Annotated in this window: 16 protein-coding genes and 7 pseudogenes; 11 read left to right on the top strand and 12 right to left on the bottom strand. The window is 67.5% G+C overall.

The annotated features are described in order from the left end of the window. The first annotated feature begins 15 nt into the window (after window positions 1–15). A complete protein-coding gene (locus EV644_RS30480; protein ID WP_132192455.1) occupies window positions 16–600 on the top strand; it encodes an HD domain-containing protein in 585 nt (194 codons plus the stop codon). A 174-nt stretch (window positions 601–774) separates the two neighbouring features. Beyond that, a pseudogene (locus EV644_RS46645) lies at window positions 775–1048 on the top strand (IS1380 family transposase); the annotation flags it as partial. A gap of 138 nt (window positions 1049–1186) precedes the next feature. On the opposite strand, the pseudogene EV644_RS46650 reads toward EV644_RS46645, so the two are convergent. The 6 genes and pseudogenes from EV644_RS46650 to EV644_RS30510 all read right to left on the bottom strand — a co-directional run. After that, window positions 1187–1705: pseudogene (locus tag EV644_RS46650) on the bottom strand (helix-turn-helix domain-containing protein); the annotation flags it as partial. A gap of 181 nt (window positions 1706–1886) precedes the next feature. Next, window positions 1887–2261, bottom strand: a pseudogene (locus EV644_RS48190) (hypothetical protein); the annotation flags it as partial. Window positions 2262–2424: 163 nt separating this feature from the next. Continuing rightward, a complete protein-coding gene (locus EV644_RS45560) occupies window positions 2425–2826 on the bottom strand; it encodes a hypothetical protein (protein ID WP_199240075.1) in 402 nt (133 codons plus the stop codon). Window positions 2827–2861: 35 nt separating this feature from the next. Then, the gene (locus EV644_RS45565; protein ID WP_199240076.1) at window positions 2862–3206 is read right to left on the bottom strand and encodes an MFS transporter; all 345 of its coding nucleotides are present in this window, start codon (window positions 3204–3206) and stop codon (window positions 2862–2864) included. Window positions 3207–3376: 170 nt separating this feature from the next. Beyond that, window positions 3377–3735 (bottom strand): annotated as a pseudogene (locus EV644_RS30505) (Na+/galactose cotransporter); the annotation flags it as partial. A gap of 292 nt (window positions 3736–4027) precedes the next feature. Beyond that, complete coding sequence (locus EV644_RS30510; RefSeq protein WP_132192461.1) at window positions 4028–5482, bottom strand: hypothetical protein; 1455 nt, start codon at window positions 5480–5482, stop codon at window positions 4028–4030. A 292-nt stretch (window positions 5483–5774) separates the two neighbouring features. Here EV644_RS30510 and EV644_RS30515 point away from each other — a divergent pair, with 292 nt between their 5' ends. From EV644_RS30515 to EV644_RS30540, 6 genes and pseudogenes are all read left to right on the top strand, one after another. Then, complete coding sequence (locus EV644_RS30515) at window positions 5775–6749, top strand: hypothetical protein (RefSeq protein ID WP_132192463.1); 975 nt, start codon at window positions 5775–5777, stop codon at window positions 6747–6749. A 321-nt stretch (window positions 6750–7070) separates the two neighbouring features. Beyond that, window positions 7071–7292 (top strand): annotated as a pseudogene (locus EV644_RS30520) (pyridoxal-phosphate dependent enzyme); the annotation flags it as partial. Continuing rightward, window positions 7289–7636: a RidA family protein gene (locus EV644_RS30525; RefSeq protein ID WP_132192467.1), complete on the top strand. Its 348-nt coding sequence runs from the start codon at window positions 7289–7291 to the stop codon at window positions 7634–7636. The pseudogene EV644_RS30520 and the gene EV644_RS30525, both read left to right, overlap by 4 nt. Continuing rightward, window positions 7633–8415 carry a cysteate racemase gene (cuyB, locus tag EV644_RS30530; protein WP_132192469.1) on the top strand — a complete coding sequence of 261 codons (783 nt, stop codon included), beginning with the start codon at window positions 7633–7635 and terminating at the stop codon, window positions 8413–8415. The genes EV644_RS30525 and cuyB overlap by 4 nt, the downstream gene beginning before the upstream one ends. 68 nt (window positions 8416–8483) lie before the next feature. Further along, the gene (locus EV644_RS30535; RefSeq protein WP_132192471.1) at window positions 8484–8876 is read left to right on the top strand and encodes a hypothetical protein; all 393 of its coding nucleotides are present in this window, start codon (window positions 8484–8486) and stop codon (window positions 8874–8876) included. A gap of 51 nt (window positions 8877–8927) precedes the next feature. Next, complete coding sequence (locus EV644_RS30540) at window positions 8928–10490, top strand: ATP-binding protein (RefSeq protein WP_199240077.1); 1563 nt, start codon at window positions 8928–8930, stop codon at window positions 10488–10490. Window positions 10491–10535: 45 nt separating this feature from the next. Here EV644_RS30540 and EV644_RS30545 read toward each other — a convergent pair whose 3' ends face one another. The 4 genes from EV644_RS30545 to EV644_RS30560 all read right to left on the bottom strand — a co-directional run bounded on the left by EV644_RS30545 (window position 10536) and on the right by EV644_RS30560 (window position 14157). After that, window positions 10536–11291: a hypothetical protein gene (locus tag EV644_RS30545; protein WP_132192473.1), complete on the bottom strand. Its 756-nt coding sequence runs from the start codon at window positions 11289–11291 to the stop codon at window positions 10536–10538. A 406-nt stretch (window positions 11292–11697) separates the two neighbouring features. Next, window positions 11698–12816, bottom strand: coding sequence for a hypothetical protein (locus EV644_RS30550; protein WP_199240078.1), 1119 nt, complete (start codon window positions 12814–12816; stop codon window positions 11698–11700). Window positions 12817–12881: 65 nt separating this feature from the next. Continuing rightward, entirely contained in the window at window positions 12882–13157 is a 276-nt protein-coding gene (locus tag EV644_RS30555; RefSeq protein ID WP_132192475.1) for a hypothetical protein, read from the bottom strand. A 157-nt stretch (window positions 13158–13314) separates the two neighbouring features. Continuing rightward, entirely contained in the window at window positions 13315–14157 is an 843-nt protein-coding gene (locus EV644_RS30560) for an SDR family oxidoreductase (RefSeq protein ID WP_132192477.1), read from the bottom strand. Window positions 14158–14307: 150 nt separating this feature from the next. Between EV644_RS30560 and EV644_RS30565 the strand changes: the two genes are divergently transcribed. After that, window positions 14308–14604 carry a hypothetical protein gene (locus EV644_RS30565; RefSeq protein ID WP_132192479.1) on the top strand — a complete coding sequence of 99 codons (297 nt, stop codon included), beginning with the start codon at window positions 14308–14310 and terminating at the stop codon, window positions 14602–14604. Between the two features lie 348 nt (window positions 14605–14952). Beyond that, window positions 14953–16347 carry a replication initiator gene (locus EV644_RS46655; RefSeq protein ID WP_241999030.1) on the top strand — a complete coding sequence of 465 codons (1395 nt, stop codon included), beginning with the start codon at window positions 14953–14955 and terminating at the stop codon, window positions 16345–16347. A 48-nt stretch (window positions 16348–16395) separates the two neighbouring features. Here the strand turns inward: EV644_RS46655 and EV644_RS46660 are convergent. Both EV644_RS46660 and EV644_RS46665 read right to left on the bottom strand, forming a co-directional pair. Then, window positions 16396–16458: pseudogene (locus EV644_RS46660) on the bottom strand (hypothetical protein); the annotation flags it as partial. A 162-nt stretch (window positions 16459–16620) separates the two neighbouring features. Continuing rightward, entirely contained in the window at window positions 16621–17595 is a 975-nt protein-coding gene (locus EV644_RS46665; protein ID WP_241999008.1) for a heparinase II/III family protein, read from the bottom strand. A 379-nt stretch (window positions 17596–17974) separates the two neighbouring features. Here EV644_RS46665 and EV644_RS47900 point away from each other — a divergent pair. After that, a pseudogene (locus tag EV644_RS47900) lies at window positions 17975–18097 on the top strand (NADP-dependent oxidoreductase); the annotation flags it as partial. Window positions 18098–18462 lie beyond the last annotated feature (365 nt).

The raw sequence follows: 18462 nt of genomic DNA on the forward strand, positions 1-18462 counted from the left end.
ACATAGCCTCGGACCGTGAACAACTATCTTTCATTGCCAACTGGCACTCTCGCGGAGGCGGCTCTCTCAATCGTGCGGGACACGGTGAGCAAGCCGATCGTCGACCACAGCCTCCGTAGCTTCTACTTCGCGCGGCTGACGGCCGAGCACGAAGACTCCCTGACCGATGCGGCGTACGACGAGGGCCTGCTGTTTGCGGCCGCCATCATGCACGACCTCGGGCTGGGATCGCTGGCCCAAGGAAAGGCTCGCTTCGAGGTCGAAGGAGCGGACTTGGCTGCAACCTTGCTGACCGAGCACGGGGTCCCTGCCGCTGACGTGGGCCGGGTCTGGGAAGCGATCGCCCTGCACAGCTCCGTCGGGCTAGCCGACCGTCTGGGCCTTCTGACCTACTTGACTCACAAGGGTGTCTTCACTGACGGTGGCCGCGTTGCGGAGCTTCCCGCCGACGCGCTGGAGCCCGTCCGTGTCGCTTACCCGCGGCCGGTCGACGACCGCTCGCTCCGGGATGCCATCGTCGAGCATGCGCGCAGGTCTCCGGCCGCAGCACCCCCGTTCTCGATCGCGGCTGAGCTCCTCAGACAGAGCGCTCAACGCTGAGCAAGTCGGCGGCCCGTGTTCGGGTTGCTGTGGCTCGCCGCCAAGATTTCGTACCGTCGGGATACCCGATCGGTGACGTGGCTAAGTCCTTGGTGGAGCTCCCGTCGAACGTGGGTAGCGGTCATCGTCCGCCGAGAGTCGAGACTTCGCTGTTGTGCGATTCTTCCGGCGATGCGAGTGATCGTGCGCCGCGAACATCCACACCCCGGCGCGCCCTCGTCGCTGTTCGAGCAAGATCACGGGCTGCGCTGCCAGTGCTTCGCCACCGACACGCGTTGCGGGCAGCTGGCCCACCTGGGGGCCCGGCACCGCGCCCACGCCCGGGTCGAAGACCGGATCAGTAGCCAAGGACACCGGCCTGGGCCGGTTCCCGTCCAGACTGTTCGCGATCAACGCCGCCTGGCTGGAACTCGCCCTGACCGCGGCCGATCTGATCGCCTGGACCCAGACCACCCGTCGTTGTCGAGGACGGTGGCGGTGGTTTGCGGAAGGCGTGGGAAGTGATCCAGGCCAGGGTGTCTGAGGGTGCTGGCCCGGCGGCCTCGTCGACCAGCGCGAGGAGAGCTGTGGACGTCTCGAGTTGGATGCCGTAGGCGCGCAGGAGGGTAGTAGCCACCTCTCGGTCGACCTTGGTGCGGCCGGTCTCGATGAGCTCGATCCTGGTCAGGGGCCATTCCAGCGTCTGGGCGACGTCCTTGCGAGTGATGCCTGATTCGCGGCGGGCGGCTCGGAGCGAGAGGCCGAGGTCCCGACGAGCGGTGCTGCCGACAGGGGAGAGGGCCTCGCGTAGGGAGCGGCGCACGTTGGAGGGGTCTCGGAATCCGCCGAGTGTGTCGGCGAAGATCGGGTTCGTCGAGGCGGATGCCGGCGGCGAAGCGGACCCGGAGGATGGCGAGTGGCCAGTCGGGCAGGCCGAGTTCGCGTTGACCTGCTCTTGATTTGGTGGTCTTGCGGAGCAGGCCATCGCCTTTGACGCGCACGATCGTGTGGGTGATCTTGACCTTGCCGGTGTCGAGGTCGGCCTCGGACCAGAGGACAGCCAGGGCTTCGCCGATCCGTACGCCGGTTCCGAGCATGAAGGTGACCAGGTCAGGTAGGCCGGCATGTACCGCTCGCTCGTCGGTTCTGAGGTGCTTCCTGAGCAGCTGAACCTCCTCTGCGGTGAGGGCTCGGGGAAGCTTCTTGGCGTTGTGTTCGATGCGGTCGACTTCTCGCACGGGGATGACGGTGAGAGCGCCGTAGCGGACGGCGAGGCCCATCACGCCGGAGATGATGCTGCGGCAGGTCCGGGCTGTCGGGGCGCTGGCGCGCTTCTTGATCTCGGAGATCACGCTGTCGATCCGAGGCATGGTGGCTTCACCGATGCGGACCTCGCCGAGGGCGGGGAGGACGTGGTTCCGGATGGAGCGCCGATAGGTGTCGAGAGAGCTCGGAGACCGCTGACCTCCGGCGACGAGTTCCGCGAACTTTCCTCCCAGATTTCGATCGCCTGCCGGATGCGGTGCATTGCGGTCAGCTCGCTCGCTTGACTGGCCCGGGCTCGGTCCTTGAGCTTCTTCAGCAGGTTGGTCTCGGCGGCCGTCGTGCTCTTGCCGAACGCAGACACGGGCCGGGTCTTGCCATCGTCGGGCTACGCAACCGTGGACCGAATCAGCAAGCATGGCTTCCTCAACGGCACGATCAACGTCATCGGATTCCACCGCGTGTATGCGGTCGTCACACCGACACCCTGATCCAAGTCACCATCGCTGGTCGCCACCGACATGCCGCAACAGGAGCGCCGTGGTCACCAGCCGGCAATGGTCGCGGTCAGGCCTGCCACGGTCAGCAGGCGGCCGACCCTTTTGACACCAGGCGGCCCGCGATCGCCGCGGAGATCGCGACCCCGATCGCGAACGGAGTCAGCGCCAGGCCCGAATGCAGCGGCGAGTAGCCGACGCCGTCCTGGAAGAACAGCGCGAGCACGAGCCAGATACCGGTGAAACCGATGAAGTAGACCAAGCCGATGACTGAGCCGGCCGCGAAGCCGGAGGTGTGCGCCAGCCGTGGGTCAAGCACTGGCTCCCGTGCCCGGCGTACGGTCCGGAGCTCCCACCGGGCGAACGCGGTGAGCAGCACAACAGCTGCGACGAGCAGCCACCAATCCTGGCCGAAACCGTTGCTCTCGGCATCCACCACCGGCAGCAGCAGGCAAAGCACGCCCTGGAGTCCTGCTGGCAGAAGCATGCCGCCGGCGACGCCTTGCAGCAGCCGGGCGGCAATCAGCAGAGCAATGGTTGGCGCGGCACCGGTGAAGCGCTGGTCAGCACGAACGCTCCCAAGGCGATCAGGAACATGCGGCGTCGCCCCAGCACGTCGCCGAGTCTGCCGGCCGGGCCGAGCGCCAGCCCGAAGCTCAGCGCATAGCCGGACACAACCCACAGCGCGGTTCCTGCCGACACACCGAGCCCTCGTTCGATCGATGGCAGCGCCACGTCGACGATGCTGACGTCGAGCAATGCCATGAACGCGGCGAGCTGGCTGACCGCCAACGTCCGCCAGCGCATCGGATTGCACGTTGCAGCAGAGCTCCCGATCCGCCTTGCAGAGCGCTCCACGGCGCTCATCCGGCCGTCTCCTGCCAAGTGGGGCCCTACGGCGCGAACACCTCGTGCAGCAGGCGGTCACTCTCCTCGTCATACCGCACCGTGTAGACGGCGGTCTGGCGCATTTGCTGAATGGTCAGCGCGACGCCCGCTGTGCGAGCGACGTGGATTTCGACGGCCCTGTGCATCGCCACGATCGTGGCCGCGGCGAGCAGGGCGACCCACAACGGCCAGCCAACCGGGGACCTCGCGCGGGAGTACGGCTTCAGCAGGGCGTTGACCACGGTGGCGAGCAGGTACAGGTTGATGCCGGCGATGAGTATCTGGGCGAAGGCGAAGCTGAGCGCTTTGACCAGGGTGCCAGGGCCCGATGCGCCGAAGCATGCACTCGGAACGCTGCGCACCTTGGACCCGAGGTTGGCCGAGATGAACGCGAGCCCGGTGATCCAGGCGGGCAAGGATCTTCCTGACAGGAAGAGGCGTGACTGCCGTAGACCCGGCGGCGAGCTGGCCAGCCGATCAGCACCACGACAGCGAAGTAGACGAGCATCACTGTGTCGTCGAGGACATCGGCGCTGAGTTGCAGTCCATTCTCCACACTGACCACGATTGCTGGCGGGGCGGCTGGCGGCGTGGCTGTCGGGCGTCGCGACCAGCAGCCATCTGCATCGCTCTCGAGGAGGTAGCCCACACCTTTGCTAGCTGGTGGGGCCTGGTCGGGCTCAAGGACCCGTTCCCGTCAGCGGCAGCATCCAGCCGCCGATCCCGACGAGTCACCGATGACACCTGGGTCGGCGGACTCTCGCCGCCGACCCAGGGTGTTCGGTGAAGGTGCCTTCGGATTACGGCTGGCTGGAGTCGCTGTAGCGGCCGCCGTTGTTGTTGCTCCAGACCCGGCGGTTGGACATCTCGGAGTCATAGTCGATGTGGGCCTGCAGTGGCCAGGAGAGCTGGTTCCAGCTGCCGATGAGGTAGGTCATGTTGTATGGCCCCTCGCCCGGAGAGTCGAGGAACGTCGGAGCGACCGCCTTGTAGTAGTCGTCCACCTCGGTCGGGAGTGTGCTGTTGCTGTCGGTCGTGACGAGCATCGGCGCGTGGAAGCCGAGGTGCGACAGCGGCGCCGACGCGACCGCGCCCTGCCAGTTGCTCACGTTCACCAGGGTGAAGCCGTGCCCCGGGCCCAGGATGCCCCACCCGACCTGGCCGGCCGGATCGTGCATCTTGGCGAAGGCGACGCTGATGTTCTCGGGCGTCGTCGTTGCCGGCGTGTTGAAGGCCACCGGGTCGTCGGCGGTGATCCGCTGTACGGCGCCGTAATGGCTCAACTGCTGGACCACCGAAGCCGAGACCTGGTTGGGACCGCCGAAGACGTAGATCAGGGCGTGGCCGTTGCGGCGCTTCAACGCGTCGACGGTCGCCGACGGAAGGCTGTTCCGGTGGCTCCAGAGCATCCCGGTCGGCATGTGCGACGCCCAGTGCGTGGCCGGCAGATAGTACTGCCAGTCGTTCCCGTCCGCCGAGCCGACGAACACGTTCTGCATACCGTTGCCGCTCGAGCTCGCGCTGCCGCCCATCTGCGGTACGCCGAGGTCCGGGTTCTGTATGCTGCCGTACAGCTTGTCCACGTTGTCGGCCAGGCTGAAGACATCGCTGCCGGTGACCGTCTTGTACTTGATGCCGATGGCGGTGAGCTGACTTTCCACCTTGGCATTGGCGGCGGCGCCGACCAGGAACACGTCCGCGTTGCTCATTGGCGGACGAACGATTCCGGTGTCGCCGAGCCGCTTGATTTCATTGAGGGTGACGTCCGGAACGCCGTTGTTGTTCACGAACAGGACCGGGGCGTCGTCCGGGAAATGGATCAGCGGCACCGCACTGATTCCGCTGAGCGGGTCGTCGGGCGTGATCAAGGTGATGCCCCACGGCCGGTCGGGGACGTTGTTGGTCTCGTTCGGAGCGTTCTCGGGCAGGGCGGCCGGCCAGATGTGCTGGGTGACCGAGACCGCTTCCTCGTACGGGTTCGAGCCGTAGATCCGGGTCGTCGTCTTGGTCGTGTACGTCGGCGACAGCGTCGGTTCCTGCGGTGGCGCAGGGACTTTCACCGCGACGCCCCCGGTAGGCGCACCGAACGGATAGAGATTCGGATCAGTTGCACTCGGCACCGAAGCCGACGAACTGGGGGACGGGCTGGCGGTGGGAGCCGCGGCGCCGGCGGTGGCCGACGTGACGGCGATCCCGCCCAGGCCGAGTACGGCAAGGACCGCCATTCCGCGGGCCACCCGGTGGGACTTGGACATTTTGCTCCTCGGTAGGGGTGTTCTGAACAGTCAGCACCGGAGTCCGCTGTTCTCGCCTACGAAGCGAGAAACGACTTTGCGGCGAACCGGGGCGACTTTCCAAGAGTCCCCGCAGAAGAGCGAGACGTCGCCGTTGCCAGCAGCAAGTCATGACCCCCGAGGGCATGAAGCCTCCGCTGCAGGCTACCCGGAATGCGGATGGGTGTTTGCCAGGTGGCACCGGCCGACCGCCGCACGAACGATGGTCCGGGGGTGGTCCAACGTTCGATACATCTGTGGCAAGGGAAAGATCATGAGTACAGCCCTCACTACGCGCCCACGCCGTCGCGGCGCGCAGGCCGTCGTCGCGCTGGTGGCCCGCTGTCGCCGTGTCACCCGGCGAGACCTCCAGCTGGTTCTCGGCGTGCTGTGGTTGCTCGACGGCGTCCTTCAGGCGCAACCGTTCATGTTCACTCGCGGCTTCGCCGAACAGGTGGTCGGGCATACCGGCGAGGGCCAGCCAGGTGTGGTCTCGGATCCGGTTCACATCGCGGCGATGATCATCGCCGCACAGCCGTTCTGGTGGAACCTGTTCTTCGCGACTGTCCAGCTCCTGCTCGGCGTCGGACTGCTTGCGCGCCGGACTGCTCGAGTCGCGGTGATCGCGTCGATCGGTTGGGCGTTCGGCCTCTGGTATCTGGGTGAGGGCCTGTCCGGGCTGGCCAGCGGGCATGCAAGCCTGCTCACCGGCGCTCCGGGCTCGGCGATGCTCTACGCGGTCATCGCTGCGGCTGCATGGCCAAGTGGCAGAGGCGACCGGGCGCCCGCGCCTTGGCTGGTATGGGGTTGGGCCTTTTTGTGGGTTGGCAGCGCCGTTCTGCAGTTGCTTCCGGGCCAGAACACTGGCCAGGGCCTGTCGAGTCTTCTGAGCACCAGCGCCGGGCAGGCTCCGCACTGGCTGGCGAGGCTTGATCTGTCCGCGGCGATCTGGGCGAACCACCACGGAACGCTGGCCGTGTACGGCCTCGTGGCCGTGGAGTTCCTCGTGGGCATCGGGGCACTGACACGCAAAGGCCGGGTCTGGGCGCTCGTGATCGGGTTCTTGTTGATCATCGCCATCTGGGCCGTCGGCCAGGGATTCGGCCTGCTGTTCAGCGGGCAGGCTACCGATCCGAACAGCGGGCCGTTGGTCGCCTTGATGGCCATCGCCCTGCTGGCCCCTGCATCCCGGATCCGACGCCGCACGACGACCTGCCCGCCAAGCTTGCTGAGGCCGACATCTCGGTGACGGCGACCGCGGCCGCCGTACCGGTCGTAGCGGCCGACGAGGTGCGGGCTGCTCGAGCGCAGGCCGGCGGTCGGCCACCGTTCGTGCTTGACGTAGGGATGCCGTCCTGGCCCGGCTCAGCCTCGGCCACACGGCCGCAGACGGGCAACGGTTCGATCGGTCAGTGACACAGGTGCGGTGTTGGCCAGTGCATCATCGAGTGAACCGCGATGGCGCGATCACGGCTTGGAAGTGCGGACCTGCTCAACAGTCGTCTTCACCTGCCGCTGGCCAGGCGGTCGAGGACGGTGAAGACCGCGGCGATGTCGCGCTGGTCGTTTCGTTCGCCGCTACGTGGACGAGATCGTGACCGTTACCGATGCGCAGATTCTCGCGGCCGTGCGGTATCTGGCAGTCGAAGGCCGGCTTGTCGCCGAGCCCGCTGGGGCGACCGCGGTCGCGGCATGCCTCAACGACAAGGTGCCCGTTGGCCCAGGCGCCGCGGCGATCGTCTCCGGTGGGTCGATCGATCCGAAACTTCTGTCCTCGGTGCTCGAGTCATGAGCGGAACCGAGGCGCATCCCTACAGCGACGCGGTGGTCGCGGGCGGGCTGGTGTTCGTGTCCGGATCGCTGGCGCTGCGACCCGATGGCGTCGTCGGCGGCCGGGCCGAGGCACTCGCGGAGGCCATGGAGACGGTACGGCGCCGGCTCGCGACCGTGAACGCCCGGATCGAGGACGTCATCAAGGCGACCTACTACCTGACCGACATCACCTTGCGGGACGAGGCGAACGCCCAGTTCTGCGAGGTGTGGACCGCGCCCCGACCGGCCCGGACCGTGGTCGAGGTGGCCGACCTGCCGTACGGGTCGGTCGTCGAGATCGACATCGTGGCGCTGGCCCGATGACCACAGCGGCCGGCCGACGGATCGGCGTACTGGGCGGAATGGGGCCTGCGGCAACCGTCGACTTCTACACGAAGCTGATCCAGGAGACACCGGCCGGCCGCGACCAGGACCATCTCCCCGTCGTGATCTGGGCCGACCCGCGAGTTCCTGTTCGCAGCGCGAATCTGTTGGATGGCGTAGCAGCCGATCCGACGCCGTGGTTGCGGCGGGGGATCGAGGTGCTCAGACACTCAGGCTGTGACGTGCTCGCCGTACCGTGCAACACGGCACACGCGTTCGTGCCCGCGCTGGCGGCGGACGCCGGACTGGAACTCGTGAGCATCGTCGACGTGACGGCGGCGGCGATCGCGGCGGACGGTGCGCGGACGGTCGGATTGCTGGCCACCACCGGCACGCTCCGCTCCGGCCTGTACTCGGCTGCCCTGGGGGAGCGGGGCGTTGCCATGATCACGCCGGGCACTGGCGATCAGCAGCAGGTGATGAACACGATCGCAGCCGTGAAGGGCGGCCGAGCCGGACCGGCCGAGGCTCATGCGCTGACGTCTGTCGCCCGTCGGCTCACCGCTCGCGGGGCCGAGCAGGTCGTTGCCCCCTGCACCGAACTCGTGCTGGCCGTCCACGCGGGCGAGCTCGGCCTTCCACTCGTCGACCCCGCGCGCTTGCTGGCCCGCACGATCGTCGAGCTCGTCGCCATGGAGCCGATCCCGTCTTCCTGCTGGCTGGAAGACCGATTGGAGGCTGGCCAGGGCGATGTGCGCCCGCTCGGTGCGCGATGCTGACCTTTCGTAGTCTGCTGGACCGGAGGATGAAGATGAAGCGTGGGCAAAGTCGCGCTGACCGTCGGCGCTTGTTAGCTTTCCTGACGCGCGTCAGGGTGCTGCTGGCCGCTGGACTCGGTGTCGCCTGGCTCATCCCGCTGCTGATCCGTGGTCAGCACCCCGCGCTTCGCATGGCGTCCGCCGTGCCGCTCGTCGCGATCATCGGCTACGCGGCCCTGGACGGCACGAGGGCGGTACAGCGGTCGGTGCGGAATCGGCGCCTCACAGCCATGGTGGAGCCGGCCGGTCCGCCGATCGAGGAGATCGCGGCGTCGCTTCGGCAATTGCTCTGGGACCATGACGAGATGCTGCGGTCCCGCGAAAAGGTCGGGCCCGCGGGGCGGCTGCTGCACGAGTTGGCATCCGCCGGGCTGGTTCTTCCGCGCTCCGTCGTACTGCTCGCGCCGGACAACCTGCTCTGACGATGTTGTCTTGGCGTTGTGCGCCGAGAAGTGCGGTGGGAGGCTCGACGGGTGGTGAGACGTGCCGCCGAAGCCTGGTCGGGTTCCACGGGCGGTCGACCCGACGAACCGCGCGGGGTCACCCCGAGATGGGGCCTGGGTCGCGAGCGGTTCCTGCTGCACTGCGCCGTCGCGCTGCCTGCCGGAGTCGTTGCGTTCGTGCTGGCCGCTGTTGTGTGTTCGGTGGCCCGCGACCGGGTGCCGGCTGTGGTTGTCGGCGTACTCCTGCTCGTCGTTGTCCTCGGCATCGCCCGGCTCGGCGGGATCATGTACGCCCTCCCGGTCGGCGTCGTCGTGATTCTGGCGTTCGACTGGTACTTCCTGCCTCCACTGCGTGACCTGGATGCGGCCACTGTGCTGCTGCTCGTCTTGTTCCTGGTGATGTCGGTGATCGTCGCCGCGGTGACCACCGAGGCGGGCCGCCGTGCGGTCGAGGCCGAGAGGGCGCGGGGCGATCTGGCCGACACGCAGGCGTCGCTGCGCCGACTGGCGATGCTGGTCGCGGCGGCCAAACCTCCGGAGGTGGTGTTCGCGGCGGTGACGACGGAGGTGGCGCGGCACTTCGGTGGCGACACGGCGCGGATGATCCGCTTCGAGCCCGGTGGTTCCGCGACGCTGGTCGCGAGCGAGGGTACGACGGGACCGCATGTGCGGATCGGTGCGCCATGGGAGGGCTATCCGCCGACCGGCCTGACTTCGACCGTACTGCGCACCGGGCAGGCTGCCCGGGTTGACGACTACGCGACGGTCCCGGGCGGCGAGCCCTACCTGCGCGAGGGTCTGCGTGCGGCGGTGGCGATGCCGGTTCACGTCGACGACCGGGTCTGGGGGCTGATCGCACTCGGGTCCGGGCAGGGTCCATTGCCGTCCGGCACCGAACAGCGGTTGACAGACTTCACGGATCTGGTCGCGATGGCGGTGGCGAACGCGCAGAGCCGGGCCGAGCTGATGACCTCGAGGGCACGGCTGGTGACTGCGTCGGACGAGGCCCGTCGCCGGATCGAGCGGGACCTGCACGACGGCGCTCAGCAGCGTCTGGTCTCGCTGGCGCTTGGTCTGCGGTCGGCGGCGACCGGCTTCACCGGACCGGAGGAGACCCGTGCCGAGATCGAGCAGATCGCCACCGAGCTCATCGAGATGATCGACGAACTCCGGGAGATCTCTCGCGGGATTCACCCGGCGATCCTGTCCGAGTCGGGACTGGGCCCGGCGCTTCGCGCGCTGGCGCGCAGGTCGATCGTCCAGGTGGACCTCGACGCCCGGATCGACGGCCGCCTCCCCGAGGCACTCGAGGTGGCGGCATACTACGTCGTCTCGGAGATGCTCACGAACGCCGCCAAGCATGGGCAGGCGACCGTCGTCGAGGTGACGGCCGACGTCTCCGGCGGCAAACTCCGGCTGACCGTGCGCGACGACGGCCTCGGCGGCGCCGATCCGGCTCTGGGCACAGGCCTCGTCGGCTTGAAGGATCGCGTCGACGCCATGGGCGGCACCTTCACCCTCGACAGCCCACCCGGCCGCGGCACGACAGCGACCTGTGAGCTCCCGATCACCGTCGCCGGAAACACTGGCTGACCGCCCCAGCCCGAGATCGCCACCAGCCAATGCTTCAAGCAACCGTCATCGACGGCCCAAGTGAAACCGGTGGAAGCCCACCCAGCTGCCGTCCGCGTGGACCAAGACCACAGCCAGGGCGACCGCTGAGACGGCCATGGCGGCTAGCAGAAGCCAGCGGGTCCAGGATCCGGGTACTGCGGCGGCAGCGCGACCGGGTGCCATTGTGATGCGGAGCGCCGGGACGATGCGGCCCAGGAGGTGCAGTCCGGTCGCAGCTCCCCAGACCGCGAAGGCCGCCTGGTGAACAGTCAGCCAGTCGATGCGGAAGCCGAGCACATCAAGCAATGACCCGTGGGCACGAGTGGGACCTAGTAGCACGAGCAACACTCCCGAGCCGAGCAGTCCCAGCGTCGAGACCACCACGAGCGGTCCAAGCAGCCGCAGCAGCATCGGCGGCGGCCCGGCCTTCACGTAGGGCTGGTTCCTGGTGTAGTAGCGGATCATTCGCCACCCGGTGCTCGCGGTCTTCATCAAGGCCGGCGGCACGAGCAGGGCCCCGATGGCCACGTGCCACGAGATGAGGCCGTTGACGTTGAACAGCGTGAGCAGTTCGGCCACCGAGCCGACGAGCAGGACGAGAGCGGTCCATGCGGTCAGCAGTGCGTTGCCGGCGGGGCCGCCCGTACGCGCGAGAACCGGGTCGGCCCGGACTTTGTGGCCGGCTGCTTCGGAGACCGCATCGGCGACAGCCCCGGCGACAGCCCCGGCGACAGCAGCACCGAACCTGCCGCCACGACGCTCGTCTTGAGGGATGTGCATCGTTCTCCTTCTCGAACGGAGGGCAGTGCGGAAACTCCCCCAAGGCGGCAAGCGGTCCGACTGGCGCGATCGGCTGGGGTTGCTCTTCACTATGACGTGGAACGGTCTGGTCAGTCATTGCGGCAGGCGCCCAACCCGACATCTGGGTAGCCGGTAGCGGTCTCAGATTGAGCCGTTCGGCGTCGCCCGCGTGGTCGCGGTCGTCGGTCCGCGAGTAGATCCGCTGGAGCGTCTTCTGGCCGGCCGCGCGGCTGGCCTCCGAGGGTGCGTCCGCCCGCGAAGCCGGCCCAACCACCAGGTCGCCTCACGGCGCTTGGGCCCTCACCGATCCCGCACCACGTGTCGAGGCTCCCCTGCCGGCTACGCCGGACAACGTCCCGCGAGGATTGCCCGCTACGGTGCGGACCTATGGGCGCGGGCGTCCTCGTGGTGGGCGGATGGGAGCGATGGCGGGCCCGTGGTGCCGCCGTGGGCCCGACCAGAGGGCCGGTACGGCGTCGACCGCGGCGGCTACCGCGTAGGCGGCCTCTTCGTAGGTGACCCGCCAGCCGACGAAGTCCGGCCAGGCGTCGGCTGGGTCGCGCTCGATCGGAAAGTCGACTGCTCGCATCCGGGTCACGGCGTCGAGGAACTCCTGATAGCTGAGGCTGATCCGGCCGGTCGGGTCGGGCTCATCGGGGAGCCGGATCCCCATCGTCTGCGCGATCCGCCGGAAGCAGAGGAACCCGGCGCGCAGGCAGAGGCGGGCCGGTACGACCGGCGCGGACTTCGGGGCGAGCGCCAGAAACAGCGCGGCGGAGTCCAGCACGGCCAGTAGTGCCGTCACCCAGGACGACAGTGGCCTGGGTGAGCGGAAGCGGACGAGCGGCAGATACGTGGTGTGGCTTTCTGTGACGTCGGCGGCCCAGCGCTCCCACCGCGTGTACAGGTCAGGGAGCGTGTCGATCGTCGAGACTCCTGATCCAAGTGCGTAGTGGGTGCGGGCCAGCAGTTCAGGACCCCAAGTGGGTACGCCGGCCCGCGCATTCAGCAGCGCCACCTCGGTCTCCCTTCGGTTGAACGCTGCGTACAGGGTCGGCAGGTAGGCGATCTGCAGGGTGACGATCGCCAGTCCGGTCGCCGCCGCGGCGAACACGATCGCAGATGGTACGGCGCCGTCCGGCTCCGCGAATCCCAGGGTGAACAGAGCGGACCCGGCGGCGGTGAAAGCGGGAGCCAGGCCGTCGACGAACGGCCATAGCAGGAGACCATATCCAATGCAGGACAGCCCCAGCCAGGCGGCCAACTGCCCAAGCAGAATTGCCGCTGCTTGACCCGCCAGCACCCGGTCGCGGCGTTGGTAGTCGGTGATGATGCCGGTCGCCAACGAGAACGCGCCGTTGAGGCTCCCGTCCACCCAGCGGGCGAGCCAGCCCCTGACCGGACGAGGCACAATCAGCTTGCCGATGACACTGGCCGCCACCGTGAGCACGAGCGCGACCCCGCCGAACGCGGCGACCGAACGGCCGATGAGCAGAAGCATCATGACGCCTCCTTTGTGGGGGGCCGATCAACCGGCCGGCGAAAAGAGAACCAGCTGAGGGCAGCGGGTCACCGAGGCGCCTCGGCCGGCTGATACGTGATGCCGAACGGTGCGAACACCTCGTGGAGCTCACGGTCGTTCTCCTCGTCGTACGTCACGGTGTAGACCGCCGCATCGCGAAGTTGCCGGATCGTCAGTGTGACGCCGGCCTTCTCGGCGATGTGCATCTCGACGGCCTTCTGCATCGCTACGACGGTCCGCATTGCCGACGCCTGCTGAGCAGACTGCCAGACCCTCAGCCAGACCGGCCGGGTCGTTGCCTCGCGCATCATCGAGTAACCCACCGCACACCCGCCTTCATGACGTGGATGGCAGGCCATGGTTTCTCGGCCGCCTCTGGACACGTGGCGTCATCCTTGAGAAAAGCCGGGTCGGCTGGGCAACGGATCGGCGTAGCAATGGTCACGCAGTCGAGCATGGTCCCGCCACAGCTGTCCCCTTCTACTCGGCCCTGCCCTGAGCGGCGGCGGCCACCGGCTGCCACTCGCGCCAGGAAGCCAGCCGGGACTCGTAGTCCGCTGCCGCGATGCCGAACGGCGCCTCGCCGAGGAACAGGCGAAGTGGTGGCTTGGGGCTGTCGACAAGTTGAAGAATGGCGTCACGCGTCGCGGACGGGTCGCCGTACGTCGTGAAGCGCTGGGAGCGCGCCTCCACCGCCTGCTGGCGGACGTGTTCGTAGGCGGGCAATGGTGTCGCGCGCTTGGCCGACGATCCGGCCCAGTCCGTCGAGTAGCCACTCGGCTCGATCAGCGTGACCTTGACGCCGAAGACCGCGACCTCCTGAGCGACGCTCTGGCTCATGCCTTCCAAGGCCCACTTCGAAGCGTGGTATGCGCCGGTGTTCATGAACGCCGAGATCCCGCCGATCGACGAAACTTGCAGGATGTGCCCGCTGTGCTGTTCACGTAGGTACGGCAAAGCGGCCTGGGTGACCCACAGTGCGCCGAGCAGGTTCGTCTCCAGCTGCGCGCGGATCTCCCGTTCACTGATCTCCTCGACCATGCCGAACTGGCCGTACCCGGCGTTGTTCACAACGACGTCGAGCCGTCCGAAGTGCTCGTATGCCTGCTTCACAGCGGCGAAGTCCGCGTCGCGGTCGGTGACGTCCAGCCGGATGGGCAGGATCGCATCGCCGTACTTGGCCGCCAGGTCGTCGAGGCTGGCGATGTCGCGGGCGGTCGCCGCCACGTTGTCGCCGCGTTCGAGCGCCGCGATCGCCCATTCGCGGCCGAAGCCACGCGAAGTTCCGGTGATGAACCAGGTCTTGATCGCCGGGATGCTCATTGAGTGCTCCTTTCGTTTCGCACAGAACCAGCCTCGCGACTCGCCTGTGAGACGACATCGTCGCTAGCGGCCGAAGCGAGCTGGTGCCAGCAGCAATCCCGGCGTACCGGTCAACGGGTAGACGGGGACCGGCGCACCGTGTTCGACTCAATGGACGACAAGAAGCGTGTCGACGGCGACTGCCCATCGGACGACTTAGCGCCCGATCCGGTTGAACAGCGGCTTGTTTGGTCCATCGCGAGATTGATCGGCCTGCTGGACGAGGCGATTGACTCGGCGGGCGCTCAGCTAGCGCGGTCAGCAGGTCTGTGGGACGACACCGTACAAGACAAGCCGGCGCGCAGCACGACCCGCCAACTGCGACGCAAGCCACAGGGATTCGAGGCGTCGACCACCGAGTCCTCATTCGAGCACGGGCCAGTTGAGCGCGAGTTCGAACTGACCTGAATACCGGGTCGCCGCCGAACACCTCGGCGACCACGACTGGTGCCCCACCGTCCTCGAACCCGGCGACGACTACACCGCTGTCGTCCTCGGCGAGACCACCATCGGCCGCTACTGCATCGGCTGCGGCTACCACCTGTTCGGCACCCCAGAACTCGAACCCGCCCCGGCCCGCACCGCCTGACACGTAACCGTCAAAACCGGCTCAAGCATGCGGCTGACCCCGGCCTTTGGGGGGAGGCGCGAGGTCAGCCCGACTGGCTCCGTATGTGGGTTCGGGAACGATGCCAGCCGGTTTACCGGTACCCCGGTGGCCGGAAACGGAATCCGCGGCACGAAAGGAGGCCTTTCATGACCGTCACCAGCACCGGCCGGATCATCTCCACCCGCCACACCGACGACATGCCCGATGGGGCCATCTACAAGGCCTGCGGCAACCGCCGCGCAGCTGTCTGCCCGTCCTGCGCCGAGGTCTACCGGGGCGATACCTACCAACTCATCCTGGCCGGCCTCACCGGCGGCAAGGGCATCCCCGCCACCGTTCAACAGCACCCGTGCGCGTTCGTCACCTTCACCGCACCCTCCTTCGGCCCGGTCCACTCCGCCCGCAAGGCCCGAGGATACGACGGGCAACTCCGCAACCAGATCTGCCGACCGCGGCGCAAACCGGAGTATTGCCCGCACGGCATCGACCTGCGTTGCCACCAAACCCACCACGACGGCGAGAAGGTCCTCGGTACGCCGTTGTGCCTGGACTGTTACGACCACGACCACCAGGTCGTCTGGAACGCCCTGTCAGGCGAGCTGTGGCGCCGCACCATGGACCGCGCCAAGGACACTCTCCGCCGCTGGGGCAAACGCCACGGCGTACAGATCAAGCTGTCCTACGGCAAGGTCGCCGAAATGCAGGCACGCGGCGTCGCCCACTTCCATGCCCTCGTCCGACTCGACGGTATCGACGCCTTCCAGCCCGACCAGTTGGCCGTCCCGCACCTGTCCGCCGATCACGCACTCCCGCACCACGCGATCCGGACAGCCGTCGAAGCGACCAGGTCCCGGTCCCTGCCCCACCCGGACAACCCGGACGGCTGGCTCATCGAGTGGGGCAGCCAACTCGACGTACGCCCCGTCCGCCAAGCCGTCGACGGCGTCATCACCGAAACCGCGGTCGCCGGGTACCTCGCCAAGTACGCCACCAAAGCCGCTGAGGCCACCGGGCACTCGTCCGCTCGGCTGACCAATGCCACCGTCCGCCGCTACGCCACCAGGCAGACACACGCCGGCCGATTGGTCGACGCCTGCTGGCGACTCGGTCGACCCGGATCGGATCTCGACCTCGAGGAAGCGGCCAAGAACTCCGGGCGGCTGTCGTACCGGCGACTGCAACGCTGGGCGCACATGCTGGGCTTCGGCGGTCACTTCTCCACCAAGTCCCGGCAATACTTCACGACTCTCAAGGCACTGCGAGAGGCCCGCGCCGAGTGGAGGCGTGAACGGCACCGGACGGCCGACCACACCGACGACGTCGAAACCACGCTCATCGTCGGCGACTTCACCTATGCCGCCACCGGCTGGCGAACCATCGGTGACGCATTGCTCGCCAACACCGCCGCTGCCAAGGCACGCGAGGCACCGGCGTACGGCGAAGGAAGAACTCGAACGACTCGCAAACGAAGGGATCGATGCATGACCGTGCTTCAGCGTGGTGGCGAAGTTCCGGTCCGGCGTCGTCGGCGTGGTCAGTGAGTTGTGCGCGGCCTGGCTTCTGGCCCAGGCCCGCCACTTGTCGGTCTGGTAGCCCGCGTGACCGCCGTCAACGAGGATCTCGCGTCCCCGCGAGGTGTATGTGATCGCCATGTGGTCGTTGTGCCCGTGCTTCTCGCGGGCAGGCCCGAAGCGGATGCTGTAAGTCGACTCCTGCGTGAACGGGCGGGTCTGTCCCCAGCCGGTCCGGCCGAACACGTAGCCGGCGTCGAAGATACCGATCCGCTGGGTCGGCGCGACTCCCTTGGTCCCGAGCTAGGCGGCGTACTCGAGCGGGGTGCCGGGGTCCGACATCGTCTTGACGGCCTCGGAGTCGCCGATCTGGTGCAGCCGGCCGAGCGAGTTGGTGGCGAGCGCGAGCCAGCTCGCCATCAGGGCCCGGCGTTTGCTGATCGTCGTACCGGGATCGGCGCCACACTGCTTCAGGACCGCTTCGGCCCGGCCCCAGAGCGTGTAGTTGAACTGCGCGTAGGCGGTGGACTGCTCGTTGGTGGAGCCCTGGCTGTCGATCGCCGTCTTGATCGCGTTCGTCAGCCGGCCCTCCGCGGTGCGAAGGTAGGACGGCCGGTTCAGCGTGCACCCGACACCGAACAGCGCCAGGGCCTCGTCCGTGCCGTGGTTCCCGTCTCCACTGTAGTTCTTGATCAGGAACTTCGCATGCTCGACCAGCGCCTTGTCGAGCCAGGAGTAGCCGGCCGGCAGGGTGGGCACCCCGAGCCCGGACAGGATCGCCTGCCGGGTGCAGATCAGCACGTTCGTGCGGTGCATGGTGGACTCGTAGGCGCCGACGTCCTTCTTCCAGGAGTACGGGTTGTCGTGCACCCAGTCCTTCACGATCGCGGTCACGTGGGCCAGCGCCGCCCTGTCACCCCTGCTGCCGGCGCTGATGCCGAGCCCGAGCCACCGCAGCGAGTGCAACCACATGTACCAACTCGGGTTCTTGTGCGGGTTGAGCCGCCAGTCGATGTCGCCGTTGCCGTCACCCACCTTGACTGGCCCGAAGTTGCCCCACGTGTAGGTGTCCTTCATCAGGTCCGTGACCGGGTTGATGTTGTCGATGCTGCTGTAACCCGGGCAGGTGTAGGTACCGGTCACTTGCGCCCTCGCCTGCAACAGGTCCCGGATGCCGTGGTTCGCCACCCCGGTCGCCGCGAACACGGTGACGACGGCGAACACCACCACCCCGCAGATCAACCGGCCGTGTCGCCAAGCCGTCTTCCGCTTCCTCACAATTCCACCCCAGACGGGCGCGACTCAGCTGGAAATGGGCAGGCTGAAGCGCCTCAGGTCGTTTTGGCGCACAAAAACGTGCGTGAGCAGCCGTCGACCGAACAATCGACGGCTATCAGATCCGTCCCGTCAGCGGCCGGATGTCTCCACGGGTTTCGAAATGCCGAGGAGTTTCATTCAGCCGGGCGAAGGAAGATCACCGTTCCGCCAACCGCAAGCACTGCGTCCAACGATGCACCTTCTTGCCGGACAGTGAATTCACAAGCCCCCTACTCATCACGACGCGGACAGTGCGGCAGGAATTGTCACCGCATACCTGTCTTGTGTCGTGATCGCCCTATTGGGTTCCCGGCGATCACGACATAGGTTTCCGCGGCAGGTGCTGGTCCGCGTCAAGGCTGCGGGTATCCAGCCGTTCGACAACTACTTCCGCAGCGGTGAGATGGCGGCGTTCCTTCCCGCGCAATTTCCTCAGCAGCTGGGCAACGAGCTGGCCGGCGTGGTGGAGGCCGTGGGTGACGGCGTGACTGGAGTCGGTGTCGGTGACGAGGTTTTGGGGTGGGTCACGCGCGCGGCTTTCGCGCAGCACGCCGTGGTGCACGTCGGCCAACTCGTCCTCAAGCCGAAGGTCCTGGATTGGCCGGAAGCGGGCGGTTTGTCTGGAGCTGGACAGACAGCGCACACCGCGTTGCAGGAGGTCGGGCTGAAGAGCGGAGAGACACTGCTGGTGCATGCTGCTGCCGGCGGCATCGGCAGTATGGCCGTTCAGATGGGCAACAACCTCCAGGAGAGTTCTCCGGGGTCGCCTTCACCTGGCACGCCGCGACCACCACCGCGGCCGCGCCGTCACCAAGTAGCAGCAGTAGC

The sequence above is a fragment of the Kribbella orskensis genome (assembly GCF_004342085.1).
In the GTDB taxonomy this organism is placed as follows: domain Bacteria; phylum Actinomycetota; class Actinomycetes; order Propionibacteriales; family Kribbellaceae; genus Kribbella; species Kribbella orskensis.

Coding starts and splice junctions, on each gene's coding strand:
- EV644_RS45565 (WP_199240076.1), bottom strand. CDS start 3,206: ATGAGCGCCGTGGAGCGCTCTGCAAGGCGGATCGGGAGCTCTGCTGCA.
- EV644_RS30545 (WP_132192473.1), bottom strand. CDS start 11,291: ATGCACATCCCTCAAGACGAGCGTCGTGGCGGCAGGTTCGGTGCTGCT.
- EV644_RS30565 (WP_132192479.1), top strand. CDS start 14,308: ATGGACGACAAGAAGCGTGTCGACGGCGACTGCCCATCGGACGACTTA.
- EV644_RS46655 (WP_241999030.1), top strand. CDS start 14,953: ATGACCGTCACCAGCACCGGCCGGATCATCTCCACCCGCCACACCGAC.
- EV644_RS30550 (WP_199240078.1), bottom strand. CDS start 12,816: ATGATGCTTCTGCTCATCGGCCGTTCGGTCGCCGCGTTCGGCGGGGTC.
- EV644_RS30560 (WP_132192477.1), bottom strand. CDS start 14,157: ATGAGCATCCCGGCGATCAAGACCTGGTTCATCACCGGAACTTCGCGT.
- EV644_RS30510 (WP_132192461.1), bottom strand. CDS start 5,482: ATGTCCAAGTCCCACCGGGTGGCCCGCGGAATGGCGGTCCTTGCCGTA.
- cuyB (WP_132192469.1), top strand. CDS start 7,633: ATGACCACAGCGGCCGGCCGACGGATCGGCGTACTGGGCGGAATGGGG.
- EV644_RS30525 (WP_132192467.1), top strand. CDS start 7,289: ATGAGCGGAACCGAGGCGCATCCCTACAGCGACGCGGTGGTCGCGGGC.
- EV644_RS30515 (WP_132192463.1), top strand. CDS start 5,775: ATGAGTACAGCCCTCACTACGCGCCCACGCCGTCGCGGCGCGCAGGCC.
- EV644_RS45560 (WP_199240075.1), bottom strand. CDS start 2,826: ATGCTTCTGCCAGCAGGACTCCAGGGCGTGCTTTGCCTGCTGCTGCCG.